The organism is Streptomyces sp. NPDC042638 (assembly GCF_040647235.1).
Lineage (GTDB): Bacteria > Actinomycetota > Actinomycetes > Streptomycetales > Streptomycetaceae > Streptomyces > Streptomyces rameus.
Genome location: NZ_JBEZBT010000017.1, coordinates 1 through 15,144 on the forward strand (window position 1 = coordinate 1; position 15,144 = coordinate 15,144).

The following is a 15,144-nucleotide window of genomic DNA, read 5'->3' on the forward strand; positions in this document are numbered from 1 at the left end:
CGGCGAGAGTGCGTGCATGGCGTCGCGAGGCAGACGGGAATTGTCAGACAGGCCCTAGTTCTGCTCGGCCCGTTCCGTCTGGCGAGGGTGGCCGGTCGCTGCCGCGCACGCGCCGGCCAGCCAGAGTGCCACGGCCAGGACGGCGGCCGAGGTGGCGGAAGCGGGGTGCAGGGACCAGGCCCAGGGCTGCGGGGTGTTGTCGCTGCGCACGCCGATGAGCAGCGTCGGCCCGAACATGCCCAGTGGCAGCAGCCAGGCGAGGCCGCTGCCGAACAGGCGGGCGCTGATCATGGCGAGGCCGAGGTAGCCGACGACGTTGCGGGCGGCCGCGACGGTCACCTCCCGCGTGGCGCCGGCGAGCAGCGGAAGCGCGCTCAGGGCCAGCGCCAGGACGAGCAGTCCCCCCAGGTACACGGCCCGGTGGCGCCGCATCGGCTGGGCGGACGTCCGCTCCAGGTCGGCCATGGGTGAGAAGAGTGTGGTGGCCAGGATCACGGCGTAGGCGAGCGGGACGACCTCGGCCACCGGGACGCTGAAGTCGACCAGGTACCGGAACTGCGGCAGGGCCACGCGCTGCCCGGCGAACGCGGTGGCCGCCAGGGCGACGAGCAGGGCCGGCCCGGCGGCCCTGGGCAGGCCGCGGCAGCGCAGGAAGGCGACGACGGCGCTGTACCGGGGACTGCGTACCGCGCTCATGCGAGGTGACTCCACAGGATCGGCCGCGGGGTTCACCGCGGAAGCGGGGGGACGGGCTCGCAGGAGCGGATCCGCTGGGCCGCCTGCTCGATCCAGGCGTCCTGCGCGGCACGCGGGGCGCTGGTGACCCGGGTGAGGGCGCGGCCGAACTTCTCGCCGAAGTAGTCGCCGGGCGCACCGACGCGGTCGCGTACGACGGCCTCGAAGAGGAAGGTGTCGGGGTAGCCGCCGGTCTCCTGGAGGATGTGGGGCGAGCAGTCCGGCGACGTGGGCTGGGGCAGCGCCGCGGCGAACATGGCGGCGGTCAGGTCGGCCTGGCTCTCGGCCGGTGACATCACGGACAGTGCGGCGGTGTCGCCCGCCGGACGCTTCAGGCCGTCGGCGTAGAAGCGGCGGTTGAACCCGCCCAGCGAGCCGAGCCGGGAGTCCACGGTCCGCACCGCGGCGCGCGCCTGCGGCAGGAGGTGGCGGTCCTCGGGCCACAGGCACAACGTGGTGCCACCGCTGCCGGCGCACAGCGGGTGCGCGGGCTGCGCCTTGCGGACCGCCCAGTACGAGTCGGGTACGGGGGTGCGGAACGCCACGAGGGTGCCGCCGGCGACCAAGGCGACGAGGGTGAGCGCCCCCAGGGCCACGGGCCGCGGTGTGAGGGCCGCGCGGCGTCGCAGCGCGGGCAGCGCGAGCAGCAGCAGGCCGAGGGGGAGGCACCAGGCGACCGCGGTGAGCATGCGGGTGGTGTTCGGCTCGAACTCCGAGCTCCAGAACTCGTCGATGGCCGGGAACAGCTTGTCGAGGGCGGTGCCGGGCACGAACGCGACGACGACGAAGAGGCCGTACCAGAGGATTCCGGCGAAGGGCGCGATCACCCGCGACGGGAGCGCCGAGCCGATGGCGACCCCGAGGGCGATCTGCAGGCCCATCATGCTCGCGCCGAGCAGCAGCGGTGTCCACGCGGGTTCGGTGACGTCGCTGACCGCCGCCGTGCGCGAGAAGGCGATGACGATGAACAGGACATAGGCGATCAGGGCCCACAGCCATGCCGCGAGCCACAGCAGCAGCGCCTGTGACCATCCGCCCCGGGCGGCGGTGTCGGCCCAGGAGCGGGTGCGGTGGCGGAAGGCGCGGCCCGCTCCCCAGGCGCCCGCCGAGCTCATCACCGAGCCCATGACGATCACCGAGAAGAGCTGGACCTGGAGGCTGGTCTGGGTCCACCAGCCGATCCAGTCGCTGTCGCCGGGGCTCTCGTTCGTGAAGTAGTAGACGCCGACGGCTCCCATGAGGGCGCCGGCCCACTTGGCCTCGCCCCGCCGCATCTCGGTCAGCAGGATGCGCATCAGATCGCCGCCGCTTCCGTGCCGGCCAGGTGCAGGTAGCCGGCTTCCACGGCCGTACCGTCGACTTCCGTGTCCCCGGCGCCGGGGTCCTCGGGGGACGCGTCGCGGGCCGGCAGGGCGCACAGTTCGGCGACCGTACCGGTGAAGCGGACCGTGCCGTCGAGCAGGACGGCGACCCGGTCGCACACGTGCGCGACGTCCTCGGCGAGGTGGGTGCTCATGACGACGGCGCAGCGGTCGCCCAACTCCCTGATCAGGCTGCGGAAGCCGACCCGCTGGGCCGGGTCGAGTCCGACCGTCGGCTCGTCGAGGAGGACCAGGGAGGGTTCGTTCACCATGGCCTGGGCGATGCCGACGCGGCGCAGCATGCCGCCGGACAGCGCACCCATCCTGCGGCCGGCGTGCTGGTCCATCTGCACCAGGCGGAGGGCCTCGACGGCCCGTTGCCGTCGCCGGGCGGCCGGGACCTTGCGCAGCCATGCCGCGTACTCGGTGAACTCGAGGACGGTGAAGCGCGGGTAGAAGCCGAAGGACTGCGGGAGCACTCCGGTCCGCTGCCTGAGCCGTTGCACGCGGGCCCGTCCCGTCGCCTGCTCCCCCAGGACAGTGACGGTCCCGGACCTGGGTGTGCGAGCCGTGCTCAGCAGCGACAGCAACGTGCTCTTCCCCGCTCCGTTGGGGCCGAGCAGACCGGTGACCCCTGGGGGGAAGGCGAGGGAGACATCGTCGAGGGCGATCGTCGTTCCGTACCGCACGGTGACGCCCGCGACCGCCGCGACCGGCTGGGAGCCGGTCGCGGCGGTGCTGTGGTGAGTGGTCACGTGGTTCCTGAGTCCGGATCAGTTTTCGGCGCTGGCGTAACCATAGGCCCGGCTGCCGGGAATACCGGCCCAGCTGGCCTTGGTGTAGTACTTGCCGCCGGTGCTCGTGCCCTTGTACGAGCCGCAGCCGTATGCCTGCTTGTAGCTGCGGGACGTGCTGGCGATCTGCGGGTCGGGACGCAGGCTCTTGTCCTGGTAGATGTAGACGCTGAAGGTCCTGGTGTCGTTCACCGGGACATCGCCGCACGGCTTGGCGTGACCGCTGCCGCTGCCCTTCCAGCGGTCGCCGTCCTCCGCGCTGCCCGCGGTGGCGATCGAGAACGGAAGCCTACTGGTGTTGATCTCGGCCGCGACCGCGGTCACCGCGGGCACGCCGATGGCGACGGCGGTCAGCGTCCCCACGACCGCGAGCTTGCGCTTCCCCGTAAGGCTCTTACGCATGAATCCCCCTGAGAACAGGCTTACTTGGTCGATGAACACCGTAGGGGAAGACCTGTGGGATCGCTCGCCAATTAGTTCGAGTATGTCAATGATCACCTTTACTGCGTGATGGTTGCAGATGCGCTAAAGATGCGCCTGAGCCAGCAGGTCGGTCATCGTCTCCGCCGCCCTGACCGCCGCGTCTCCGCAGCAGTTGTTGAAGAGCAGGTGGACTTCCTTGGCCCGCTCGGCCAGGGGCCGGACGCGGGGCAGCCACTCGGTGAGTTCCCGCTCGGTGTAGGTGTGCCGGAAGCGGTCCTCCTTGGTCCCCGTCAGCCAGTGCGGGCTGCGGCCGTGGAAGCGGACCATGGCCAGGTGAGGGGTGGTGACGGGGGTCTGCTGCGGGCCCTCGCAGGTGTCCGTGGCGACGGCCGTGGCGTCCAGGTCCCTGAGGAAGGACGCCGTACGGTCGCTCTCCCACCAGGCGGGATTGCGGAACTCCACGGCGAAGGGCCAGTCGCGGGCGCGTTCGCGGGCGGTGCGGATGAAGGACTCGGCTTGCGGGCCGGGGGTGAGGGAGGGCGGGTACTGGAAGAGGAGGGTGCCCAGGCGGCCGGTGTCGCGCAGGGGGGTCAGCGCTTCGGCGTAGCGGGTCCAGATCTCGCTGCGCAGGGCCTCGTCCCGGGGGTGGTCGCGGAGGTCCGGGGGGAGTGCGGTGGGGCGGGTGGGATGGCCGGTGAGGAGGGAGAACGCCTTGACGTCGAAGCGGAAGCCGGGGGGTGTGCGCTCCGCCCAGAGGGTGGTGGTGCGGCTGCTCGGGAGGGCGTAGTACGGGGAGTCGGCTTCCGCCAGGGAGAACCTGGTCGCGTAGTGGCGCAGGCGTTTCTCGGGGTCCCGGTTGCCGGGTGGGTACCAGCCGCTGCGCAGCAGTGCCGGGTCGGTCCAACCGCAGGTGCCGATGAGGATGTCCGCCATGGCAGTGGGGGTACCCGTCGTTCATCCGGTCTTCACCTGTGAGGTTGGCCGGCTTGGGCGGAGGGAATATTGGCGTGTGCATGCTCTGTCCGCACCGCCAGCCGTCCATCCTTACCCCGGAGGTTGATGTGTCCGGCAGTTCCGTGTACCGCCGTGCCCGTACCGTCGTGGCGTCCGCGGCGGCCCTCGCCGCGGCCGCGGTCGGGCTGTGGACCGGGCTCGGCGAGCAGTCCGCGCACGCCGCGGGCGCCGTCCCCAGCCCGGACCACGTGGTCGTCGTGGTCTTCGAGAACCATGCGTACAGCCAGGTCATCGGGTCCTCCAGCGCGCCGTACATCAACTCGCTGAAGACCGGGGGCGCCAATCTGACCCAGTCGTACGCCGAGACCCACCCGAGCCAGCCCAACTACTTCGCGATGTTCTCCGGTTCGACGCAGGGCATCACCGACGACAGCTGCTACACCCCGGGCTTCTCCTCGGCGCCCAACCTCGCGTCCGAGCAGATCGCCGCGGGCCGCAGCTGGGCCAGCTACAACGAGACCCTGCCGAGCCAGGGCTCGACGACGTGCAGCAGCGGCAACTACGCGCGCAAGCACAACCCCTGGTTCGGGTTCAGCAACGTGCCGACGTCGAGCGCCAAGACCTTCGCGCAGTTCCCGGCCGACTACTCGGCCCTGCCCCAGCTGTCGTTCGTCGTGCCGAACCTGTGCAGCGACATGCACGACTGCTCGGTGTCCAGCGGTGACACCTGGCTGAAGAACAACCTGGGCGCCTACGCGACCTGGGCCAAGACCCACAACAGCCTGCTCGTCGTCACCTTCGACGAGGACAACCGGCTGAGCGGGAACAAGATCCCCACCGTGTTCTACGGGCAGCCCGTGACCGCCGGTGCCAGCTCCTCCACCACGTACAACCACTACGACCTGCTGCGCACCCTGGAGGACACCCAGGGCCTGACCGCGCACGCGGGCAACGCGGCCTCCGCCAAGGACATCACCGGCATCTGGGCGTCCTGACGTGTACGTAGCGGACAGCCGCTCCAGTACGTCCGCTCATGGCGCCGCCCGGCCGCACGCCGGGCGGCGCCGTGCCGCGGTCGCGCCGACCGTGCTCGCGCTGGGGACGGTGAGCCTGGTCACCGACGTGTCGTCGGAGATGGTGACGGCGGTGCTGCCGCTGTACCTGGTGACCGGGCTCGGCCTGTCCCCGCTGGGCTTCGGACTGCTGGACGGCATCTACAACGGGTTCTCGGCCGTCGTACGCCTCGCCGGCGGGCACCTCGCCGACCGGGGCGGCGGGCGGCACAAGTGGGTCGCCGGCCTGGGGTACGGCATCTCGGCCGTGTGCAAGCCGCTGCTGCTGATGGCGCATTCGCTCACCCCGATCGGGTTCGTGCTCGCCGCCGACCGCACCGGCAAGGGGCTGCGGACGGCACCACGCGACGCGCTGATCTCCCTGTCCAGCACGCCGGAGACACGCGGTCGCGCCTTCGGGGTGCACCGGGCGATGGACACGGCCGGGGCCCTGCTCGGGCCGCTGGCGGCGTTCCTGATCCTGCGGGCCACCGTGGACGGGTACGACGCGGTGTTCACCGTGAGCTTCTGCGTGGCCGTGCTGGGCGTGCTGGTGCTCGTGCTCTTCGTGCCGGGCGGGCGCGGTACGGCGGCGGTGACGACGCGGCCGACCCTGCGGGCCGCGGTGGGGCTGCTGCGCGGCCGCGACCTGCGCCGGATCACCGTCTGCGCGCTGCTGCTGGGCCTCGCCACGGTCAGCGACTCCTTCGTCTACCTGCTGCTCCAGCGCCGCCTCGGCGTCCCCGACCGCTGGTTCGCGCTGCTGCCCCTGGGTACGGCCGCCGCCTTCCTGCTGCTGGCGGTGCCGCTCGGCCGGCTCGCGGACCGGGTGGGCCGGTGGACGGTGTTCCTGGCCGGCCACGGCGCCCTGCTCCTCGCCTACCTCGCGCTGCTGACCTCCTGGCACGGCGCGGGGCTGCCGTACCTGGTGCTCGCCCTGCACGGCACCTTCTACGCGGCGACCGACGGGGTGCTGATGGCGGCGGCCTCGGACAGCGTGCCGGAGGCGCTGCGCTCGTCCGGGCTGGCCGTCGTACAGACCGGGCAGGCGCTGACCCGGTTCGCCTGCTCGCTGCTGTTCGGGGCGGCCTGGGCGGTGTGGGGCGACCGGGCGGCCCTGGCGGGGGCGGTGGCGGCACTGGCCGCGTGCGCCGCCTTCTCCCTCACCCTGCGGCCGAAGGGGACGGTGCCCGCATGACCGTACGCAACCGGATCCTGATCCTGGTCGCGGCCGTCGCCGTGCTGGCGGCGGTCGGACTGGCGTCGGTGCTGCACGCCTCCGCGCGGGCGGACCGCCGCGACCACGCGCAGGCGGGCGGCCCCCGGGTCACCCCCGGCGCGGTGACGCTGGACAGGCCCGGACGCCTGGTGTTCCGGAACATGGCCTGGGGACCGCACCGCGACGAGCTGACGAGCGTCCCGGCCGGCGACCCGGCCGCGCCGCGCACCGCCTCCGGCGTCAAGTGCCTGCGGTTCTACGCCGCTTCCGGCACCGGGGTGTGCCTGCAGGCCGTGCACGGGCCGGTCTCGGACACCTACCGCGCGCTGATCCTGGACGCGCGCCTGCACACCGTGGACCGTTACGACGTGCCGGGCATCCCGTCCCGGGCGCGGGTCTCCCCCACCGGACACCTCGCCGCCTGGACGGCGTTCGTCGGCGGTGACTCGTACGCCGGTACGAACTTCTCCACGCGCGCGACCGTCGTGGACACCCGCAGCGGAAAACTGATCCCTTCCCTGGAGACCTTCCACATCGTCAGGGACGGACACCCGTACCGGGCGGCGGACGTCAACTTCTGGGGCGTGACGTTCGCGGCGGACGACCGCACCTTCTACGCGACCCTGGCGACCGAGGGGCACACCTATCTGGTCCGCGGTGACCTGCGGACCCGTACCGTCACCACCGTCCACGAGAACGTCGAGTGCCCGTCCCTGTCTCCCGACGGCACCCGGATCGCGTACAAGAAGCGGGTCGAGGGCCTGCCGAAGGACGCTCCCTGGCACCTGTACGTGCTGGACCTGCGGACGATGCGGGAGACCCCGCTGGCCGAGCCGCGCAGCGTGGACGACCAGGCGGTGTGGCGGGACGCGCGTACGGTCGTCTACGCGCTGCCCGGCGACTACGGCGCCGACCTGTACGAGGTCCCGGCGGACGGCTCGGGCGGGCCGCGGCGCATCAGCCCGGCCGCCGTGTCGCCGGCGTACCTCGGCTGACCGCCTCCCGCGTCAACCCGGCGGCCGGGGATTTCCGTCGTCACGGTGGTTTGCGGCACGCCCCGCCCGGCGGCCCGGCGGCCGCCCCGGAGACTTTTTCGGGGCGGCGGCCGGGGGGTTGCCGGGAGAGGGACGGGCGAGGATGGCCGACAGCAGGATCCTGGTCGCGGTACCGCAGCATCCGCGCGCCGAGGGCGCCGGGGCGGAGCAGCTGCGCAAGATCCGGGACGCGGTGGAGGCGGACGGCTTCGAGGTGCGCTGGGCGGTCACCGCCGAGGACGCCGACGCCGTGCTGCGGACCGAGGCGGGCCTGACGGCGGCCCTGGTCGCCTGGGACCTGCCCGGAGGCGCCGCGCGGCGCGGCGGTGACGGCCCCGGGGCCGCGCTCGCCCCGCCATCGGGCACCGTCGGGCAGACCCCGGGCGGGGCCGCCGTACTGCGCCGGATCGGCCGGCGCTTCCGGGACCTGCCGGTGTTCCTGATCATGCCCGAGGAGGGCGTACGGGAGCTGCCGCTGTGGGTGTCGGAGACGGTCGTCGGATACGTGTGGCCGCTGGAGGACACCCCGGGGTTCATCGCGGGCCGGATCACCAGCGCCGCCCGCGGCTACCGGGAGGACGTGCTGCCGCCGTTCTTCCGCGCGCTGCGCCGCTTCGACGACACCCACGAGTACTCCTGGCACACCCCCGCCCACTCCGGCGGTGTCGCCTTCCTCAAGTCGCCCGCCGGACGGGCCTTCCACGACTACTTCGGTGAGCGGCTGCTGCGCTCCGACCTGTCGATCTCGGTGGAGGAACTGGGCTCGCTGTTCGAGCACACCGGTCCCATCGGCGAGGCTGAGCGCAACGCGGCCCGGGTCTTCGGCGCCGACCTCACCTACTTCGTGCTGCACGGCGACTCCACCTGCAACCGCCTGGTGGGCCACTTCAGCGTCACCCGTGACGAACTGGCGCTGGTGGACCGCAACTGCCACAAGTCGGTGCTGCACGGGCTGGTGGTCTCCGGTGCCCGGCCCGTCTACCTCATCCCCACCCGTAACGGCTACGGTCTCGCCGGGCCGCTGCCCGCGGCGGAGCTGGCGGCGGAGTCGATCGCGGCCCGGATCGCCGCGCACCCGCTCGCCGAGGACGCCGTGGCGCCCGGCCCCCAGTACGCGGTGTTCACCAACTCCACCTACGACGGCCTCAGTTACGACGCCGTACCGACCGCGCGTGCGCTCGCGGCCAGCACACCGAGGGTGCACTTCGACGAGGCGTGGTTCGCCTACGCCCGCTTCCATCCGCTCTACGCGGGCCGGTACGGCATGTCCGTGGACGCGGCGGCCTTCCCCGGCCCGGACCGGCCGACGGTGTTCGCGACCCAGTCCACGCACAAGCTGCTGGCCGCGCTGTCGCAGTCGGCGATGGTGCACGTGCGGCCCGCGCCGCGGGCGCCGGTCGAGCACGACCGGTTCAACGAGGCCCTGATGATGCACGGCACCACCTCCCCTCTGTACCCGATGATCGCCTCGCTGGACGTGGCGACGGCGATGATGGACGGGCCGCAGGGCGAGTGGCTGCTGGACGAGGCGGTGACCGAGGCGATCCGCTTCCGCCAGGAGATGGTGCGGCTGGGGCGGCGGGTGGCGAGCGCCGGGGACCGGCCGCCGTGGTTCTTCGGCGTCTGGCAGCCGCCGGAGGTCACCGACCCGGCCACGGGCGAGCGCCTGCCCTTCGAGGAGGCCCCGGCACGGCTGCTCGGCACGGAGCAGTCCTGCTGGCTGCTGGAGCCGGACGCGGCCTGGCACGGCTTCCCCGGGCTGACCGAGGGCCACTGCATGCTGGACCCGGTCAAGGTCACGCTGACCTGCCCCGGCATCACCGCCACCGGGGAGATGGCCGAGGAGGGCATCCCGGCACGCGTGCTGGCGGCGTACCTGGCCACCCGCGACATCGTCGTCGAGAAGACGGACAGCTACACCACGCTGATCCTGTTCTCCATGGGCATCACCAAGGGCAAGTGGGGCACGCTGCTGGACGCCCTGATGGACTTCAAGGCCCTGTACGACGGGGACGCCCCGCTCGCACGGGTCCTGCCCGGGGCGGTGGCCGCGCACCCGCGCCGCTACGCCGGCCTGACCCTGCGCGAACTGTGCCGGCAGATGCACGACCAGCTGCGTTCGGCGCGTCTGGTGGAGCTGCTGGACACGGCCTTCCAGCAGCTTCCGGAACCGGTCTTCCCGCCGCAGCACTGCTACCAGCGGCTGGTGCGGGGCGGCACGGAACGGGTCCGCATCGCCGACGCGGCGGACCGGGTGGCGGCGGCGATGGTGACGGTCACCCCGCCCGGCATCCCGGTCCTGATGCCGGGCGAGTCCACCGGCACCCCCGACGGCCCCCTCCTGCGCTACCTGACCGCCCTGGAGACGTTCGACCGCCGCTTCCCCGGCTTCCGCAGCGAGACCCACGGCGTCACGATCGACGAGGACACCGGGGACTACGAGATCGAGTGCCTGAACGGCTGACCTGCCGGGCGCCCGGGGGGTCTGGGCGTGGGCCGCGGGGGCCCGGGGCGGGGCCTGCCGAGGACCGGGGCCGCAGGCCGCCGAGGGCCGGGGCGGGGGCCTGCCGAGGCCCGGGGCCGCAGGCCGCCAAGGACCGGGGCCGGGCCCCCGAGGACCGGGACCGGGCCCCCGAGGACCGGAGCCGCAGGCCGCCGAGGACCGGGACCGGGCCCCCGAGGACCGGAGCCGCAGGCCGCCAAGGACCGGGGCCGGGCCCGCCGAGGACCGGAGCCGCAAACCGCCGAGGCCCGGAGCGGGGCCCGCCAAGGACCCGAGCCGCAGGCCGCCGAGGCCCGGAGCCGCAAACCGCCAAGGACCGGAGCCGGGCCCCCCGAGGACCGGAGCCGCAAACCGCCAAGGACCGGGGCCAGGCCCCCCGAGGACCGGGGCCGGGGTCGGCGTCATCGGTGGTCGGCGTCATCGGCGCTCGGCACCCCCCGCCCCCGCCCCGGCCCGGGCGGGACGCACAGCCACGCGAGGGCCGCCGCGGTCAGGTAGGCGAGGGCGCCTACGGCCATGCTGGTGCGGACTCCGGCCCCGTAGCCGGAGCTGGTGGCCAGCAGGCTGCCGCCGAGTGCCACGCCGGTGGCGCTGCCGATCTGGCGGGTGGTGTTGAACAGCGCCGAGGCCCGCCCCGCGTACGCCGGGGGTACGGCGCCCATCACGGTGGCGGTCGAGCCGGTCAGGGCGAAGGACGTGCCGAACCCGGCGGCCATCATCGGGGCCACCAGCAGCGGGTAGGCCGGATCGGTTCCCGCCGCGGCCCAGCCGCCGAGGCCGAGGGCGCCCAGGAGCATGCCGGAGATCACCAGCGGACGGTCACCGGTGCGGCGGGCGAGCCGGCCGGACAGCACGGAGGCGAACATGGTCATCGCCACCGCCGGGAACAGCGCCAGCCCCGTCCGCAGGGCGCTGAAGCCGCGCTGGTGCTGGAAGTCGAGGCTGGCCGTGAACACCATGCCGTAGAAGCCGAAGTTGAACAGCAGGCCGACGAGGGCCGCTCCGCCCAGCGTGCGCGAGCGCAGCAGCCGCAGGGGCAGGGCGGGCGACCGGGCGAGCCGCTCGCGCACCAGGAACGCCACCACGGCGAGCGCGGCCAGCCCCAGTCCGCCGAGCACGGCCGGATCGGACCAGCCGCGCCGGCCGGCCTCGTTCAGCGCGGCGGTCTGCAGGGTCACCGCCGCCACCACGGCACACTGCGCCGGCCGGTCCAGGGCCCGGTCGGCGTGCCGCGGTGAGGGAGCGACATACCGCGTCGTCAGGAGCAGGCAGGCCACGCCGACGGGCACGTTGATGAGGAAGACCCACCGCCAGCCCACCGTGGACACCAGCAGCCCGCCCAGCAGCGGCCCGGCGGATGCCGCGACGCCCGCCATCGCCCCCCACAACCCGAAGGCGCGCGAGCGTGCCGACCGCTCCGGGTACGACTCCTGGAGCAGGGCGAGCGAGCCGGGCACGATCAGCGCCGCGCCGAGTCCTTCCACCAGCCGGGCCACGACGAGGAAGACGGCGCTCGGCGCGAGCGCGCAGGCGGCCGAGGAGAGCGTGAACACGACCACGCCGGAGCAGAAGACGCGCCGGTTGCCCAGCCGGTCGCCCAGCGCGCCGCCCGTCATCAGGAACCCGGCGAGGACCAGGGTGTAGCCGTCGGTGATCCACTGGATGCCGGTGAGCGAGGCCGCCAGCTCCCGGCCCACCACGGGCACGGCGACATTGATGATCGTGACGTCCAGGATGACCATGAAGTATCCGGCGCACACGGCCAGCAGCGGTGCCACGAGCGCATGCTACGGGCGGCGAACGGCGAATCGGCGATCTGCCACCCGCAGCACCCGCATGTCGGCCCGCGCAGCCGCTTCCGCGGCCGGTCCTCCGTCGTGCCAGTCGGCCACCCCCAGCGCGATGGCGAGAGCAGTGGGGGCGACGGTCCGCGACCGTCGCCCCCATCCGTCGGGTCAGGTGGAAACCAGCCCTGACCTGCCCCTACAGCACCGGCAGGTTCTTCCGCAGTTCGAACGCCGTGACCTCCGAGCGGTACTCGTGCCATTCGGCGCGCTTGTTGCGCAGGAAGAAGTCGAAGACGTGCTCGCCGAGGGTTTCGGCGACCAGGTCGCTGCGTTCCATGAGGGACAGGGCCTCGCCGAGGTTCTGCGGGAGGGGCTCGATGCCCATCGCGCGGCGCTCGGCGTCGGAGAGGGCCCAGACGTCGTCCTCGGCGCCCGGCGGGAGTTCGTAACCCTCCTCGATGCCCTTGAGGCCGGCCGCCAGCAGCAGGGCGTAGGCGAGGTACGGGTTGGCGCCGGAGTCCAGGGAGCGGACCTCCACGCGCGCGGAGCCCGTCTTGCCGGGCTTGTACATCGGGACGCGGACCAGGGCGCTGCGGTTGTTGTGACCCCAGCAGATGTACGAGGGGGCCTCACCGCCCGCGCCCGCCGTGCGCTCGGAGCCGCCCCAGATGCGCTTGTAGGAGTTCACCCACTGGTTGGTGACCGCGGAGATCTCGGCGGCGTGCTTGAGCAGGCCGGCGATGAAGGAGCGGCCGACCTTGGAGAGCTGGTACTCGGCGCCGGACTCGTAGAAGGCGTTGCGGTCGCCCTCGAAGAGGGACAGGTGGGTGTGCATGCCGGAGCCGGGGTGCTCGGAGAAGGGCTTCGGCATGAACGTCGCCTGGACGCCCTGCTCCAGCGCCACCTGCTTCATGACCAGGCGGAAGGTCATGATGTTGTCGGCCGTGGAGAGCGCGTCGGCGTACCGCAGGTCGATCTCCTGCTGGCCGGGGGCGCCCTCGTGGTGGGAGAACTCCACCGAGATGCCCATCGACTCCAGCATGGTGATCGCCTGGCGGCGGAAGTCCATGCCGACGTTGGTGGGGGTGTGGTCGAAGTAGCCCGAGTTGTCGGCGGGGGTGGGGCGGGTGCCGTCCAGCGGGCGGTCCTTCAGCAGGAAGAACTCGATCTCCGGGTGGGTGTAGAAGGTGAAGCCCAGGTCGGAGGTGCGGGCGAGGGCACGCTTGAGGACATAGCGCGGGTCGGCGAAGGAGGGGGAGCCGTCCGGCATGAGGATGTCGCAGAACATGCGGGCGGTGCCGGGGGTCTCCGCGCGCCACGGCAGGACCTGGAAGGTGGACGGGTCCGGCTTCGCGATCATGTCGGACTCGTAGACCCGGGCGAAACCCTCGATGGCCGAACCGTCGAAGCCGATGCCCTCGTCGAAGGCCTGCTCCAGTTCGGCGGGGGCCACGGCGACGGACTTCAGGAAGCCCAGCACGTCCGTGAACCACAGGCGTACGAACCGGATGTCACGCTCCTCCAAGGTCCGGAGCACGAACTCCTGCTGCTTGTCCATCTTCCGCTTCCCCATCCTTGCTGGTCAGGCCGCCTGTCCCCCGCACCACGGGAGGCGGTCGGGCACCTGAGCATCCCACCACAACACCATTTCACGCGCGTTGCGGACCTTGATCGCCCGAGCGTCCTGGTGCTGAACGCCTCTCGTACGGCAGATGTACCGCGCTCTCGCCCATCTTGCCTGCTCGCACTGGCATCCGTCATGGGCGGGCGCGATCGCGTCCACAGCCCCAGACGTTCGAACGTGCGTTCCCGTCGTGGCGCGCCGGAGCCGGTCGTTCCGGCCGGGGTCGCCCCGGGCGGAATCCCACCGGTTCCCGCGCCTGCCTACGGAAGCGCCGCCCTCCCCCACTACGATCAGCTGGCCCCACCTACCACGTCCACGTCCCTTTCCCCAGAAGGACACCTCATGGGTTCCGGCAACAACAGCAGCACCGCGGCGCGCAAGGCGCGCATAGAGGAGATGCGGCGCGCCGAGCGCGCCAAGGAACGCCGTAACCGGATCCTCGTCATCGCCGCCGCCGTGGTGGCCGTCGCCGGTCTCGCCGTCGGCGGCGTGGTCCTGGTGAACTCCCAGTCGGACACGAAGGACACGACCGCGAGCGGCGACGGCAAGGGCTCCGGGGACTCCGGCGGTTTCACCACCGGCAAGGACGGGGTGAAGACCTGGTCGGGCAAGCTGTCCCGGACGCACGTGACGACCAAGGTGTCGTACCCGATGCACCCGCCGGTCGGCGGCAACCACAATCCGGTCTGGCTCAACTGCAACGGCGACGTCTACACCGAGCCGGTGCCGGAGGAGAACGCCGTGCACTCGCTGGAGCACGGCGCGGTCTGGGTGACGTACACCGGCAAGGCGCAGAAGGCCGACGTCGACGCGCTCGCGGCGAAGGTGAAGAAGACGCCGTACTCGCTGATGAGCCCGTACGAGAACCAGGACGCCCCGCTGATCCTGTCGGCCTGGGGCCACCAGGTGGCGGTGAAGAGCGCGAAGGACCCGGAGGTGGACAAGTTCTTCGCCACCTACGTGCAGGGCCGGCAGACGCCCGAGCCGGGCGCCTCGTGCACCGGCGGGGTCATGAAGTGAGCCGGGGGTACGTCGGCTGGGTCGCCGGTACGGCGGCGGCGGTGCTGGTCGCCGCCGGCGCGATCACCTACGCGGTCGCCGAGGAGTCCGGCGGACCGGACACGCAGGCGCCGAGCGCGGAGTCGGCCGACGCCGGCTTCGCGCGGGACATGTCCGTCCACCACCAACAGGCCGTCGAGATGTCGTACATCGTGCGGGACCGCACGAAGAATGAGGAGGTGCGGCGGCTCGCGTACGACATCGCGCAGACGCAGGCCAACCAGCGCGGCATGATGCTGGGCTGGCTGGACCTGTGGGACCTGCCGAAGGTGTCCGCCGACCCGCCGATGACCTGGATGGGCATGGGTGACATGGCCTCCGGCGAGGACGGCGCGCTGATGCCGGGCATGGCGACCGACACCCAGCTGAACAGGCTCCGGTCGCTGAGCGGCAAACCGGCGGAGATCCTCTATCTGCGGTTGATGACGGCTCATCACCAGGGCGGTGTCCACATGGCCGAGGGGTGCGTCGCCAAGTGCATCGTCGACGTGGAGAAGCGGCTCGCGCAGGGGATGGTGGACTCGCAGCGGTCGGAGATCGAGCTGATGGCCGGGATGCTCAAGGAGCGGGGAGCGCAACCCGGTTCGTAACGGCACCAC

13 protein-coding genes are annotated in these 15,144 nt (G+C 72.4%); 6 read left to right on the plus strand and 7 right to left on the minus strand.

What is annotated here, in order from left to right:
• Nucleotides 1–54: 54 nt before the first annotated feature.
• From AB0B40_RS16175 to AB0B40_RS16195, 5 genes are all read right to left on the minus strand, one after another.
• Nucleotides 55–696 (minus strand): hypothetical protein, encoded by a 642-nt coding sequence (locus AB0B40_RS16175; RefSeq protein WP_362264147.1) that lies wholly within the window; start codon nt 694–696, stop codon nt 55–57.
• A gap of 32 nt (nt 697–728) precedes the next feature.
• Nucleotides 729–2,030 (minus strand): hypothetical protein, encoded by a 1,302-nt coding sequence (locus AB0B40_RS16180; protein WP_362264148.1) that lies wholly within the window; start codon nt 2,028–2,030, stop codon nt 729–731.
• Nucleotides 2,030–2,851, minus strand: a complete 822-nt coding sequence (locus tag AB0B40_RS16185; protein WP_362264149.1) for an ATP-binding cassette domain-containing protein — start codon at nt 2,849–2,851, stop codon at nt 2,030–2,032. The genes AB0B40_RS16180 and AB0B40_RS16185 overlap by 1 nt, the downstream gene beginning before the upstream one ends.
• An 18-nt stretch (nt 2,852–2,869) precedes the next feature.
• Nucleotides 2,870–3,292, minus strand: a complete 423-nt coding sequence (locus AB0B40_RS16190) for a hypothetical protein (RefSeq protein ID WP_345046889.1) — start codon at nt 3,290–3,292, stop codon at nt 2,870–2,872.
• 123 nt (nt 3,293–3,415) lie between these two features.
• Complete coding sequence (locus tag AB0B40_RS16195; RefSeq protein WP_362264150.1) at nt 3,416–4,246, minus strand: DUF72 domain-containing protein; 831 nt, start codon at nt 4,244–4,246, stop codon at nt 3,416–3,418.
• Between the two features lie 128 nt (nt 4,247–4,374).
• Between AB0B40_RS16195 and AB0B40_RS16200 the strand changes: the two genes are divergently transcribed.
• The 4 genes from AB0B40_RS16200 to AB0B40_RS16215 all read left to right on the plus strand — a co-directional run bounded on the left by AB0B40_RS16200 (nt 4,375) and on the right by AB0B40_RS16215 (nt 10,036).
• Nucleotides 4,375–5,262 carry an alkaline phosphatase family protein gene (locus AB0B40_RS16200; RefSeq protein ID WP_345046891.1) on the plus strand — a complete coding sequence of 296 codons (888 nt, stop codon included), beginning with the start codon at nt 4,375–4,377 and terminating at the stop codon, nt 5,260–5,262.
• 1 nt (nt 5,263) lies between these two features.
• Complete coding sequence (locus AB0B40_RS16205; protein WP_362264151.1) at nt 5,264–6,517, plus strand: MFS transporter; 1,254 nt, start codon at nt 5,264–5,266, stop codon at nt 6,515–6,517.
• A complete protein-coding gene (locus tag AB0B40_RS16210; RefSeq protein WP_345046894.1) occupies nt 6,514–7,533 on the plus strand; it encodes a TolB-like translocation protein in 1,020 nt (339 codons plus the stop codon). The genes AB0B40_RS16205 and AB0B40_RS16210 overlap by 4 nt, the downstream gene beginning before the upstream one ends.
• A 142-nt stretch (nt 7,534–7,675) precedes the next feature.
• On the plus strand, nt 7,676–10,036 hold the full coding sequence (locus tag AB0B40_RS16215) for an Orn/Lys/Arg decarboxylase N-terminal domain-containing protein (RefSeq protein ID WP_362264152.1): 2,361 nt from the start codon (nt 7,676–7,678) through the stop codon (nt 10,034–10,036).
• 440 nt (nt 10,037–10,476) lie between these two features.
• Here AB0B40_RS16215 and AB0B40_RS16220 read toward each other — a convergent pair whose 3' ends face one another.
• Nucleotides 10,477–11,853 carry an MFS transporter gene (locus AB0B40_RS16220; RefSeq protein WP_362264153.1) on the minus strand — a complete coding sequence of 459 codons (1,377 nt, stop codon included), beginning with the start codon at nt 11,851–11,853 and terminating at the stop codon, nt 10,477–10,479.
• Between the two features lie 205 nt (nt 11,854–12,058).
• Nucleotides 12,059–13,420, minus strand: a complete 1,362-nt coding sequence (locus tag AB0B40_RS16225; RefSeq protein ID WP_161287623.1) for a glutamine synthetase family protein — start codon at nt 13,418–13,420, stop codon at nt 12,059–12,061.
• A gap of 408 nt (nt 13,421–13,828) precedes the next feature.
• On the opposite strand from AB0B40_RS16225, the gene AB0B40_RS16230 reads away from it, so the two are divergent.
• Nucleotides 13,829–14,506, plus strand: a complete 678-nt coding sequence (locus AB0B40_RS16230; RefSeq protein ID WP_345046899.1) for a DUF3105 domain-containing protein — start codon at nt 13,829–13,831, stop codon at nt 14,504–14,506.
• Complete coding sequence (locus tag AB0B40_RS16235) at nt 14,503–15,135, plus strand: DUF305 domain-containing protein (RefSeq protein ID WP_345046900.1); 633 nt, start codon at nt 14,503–14,505, stop codon at nt 15,133–15,135. Before AB0B40_RS16230 ends, AB0B40_RS16235 begins: the two co-directional genes overlap by 4 nt.
• Nucleotides 15,136–15,144: the final 9 nt, after the last annotated feature.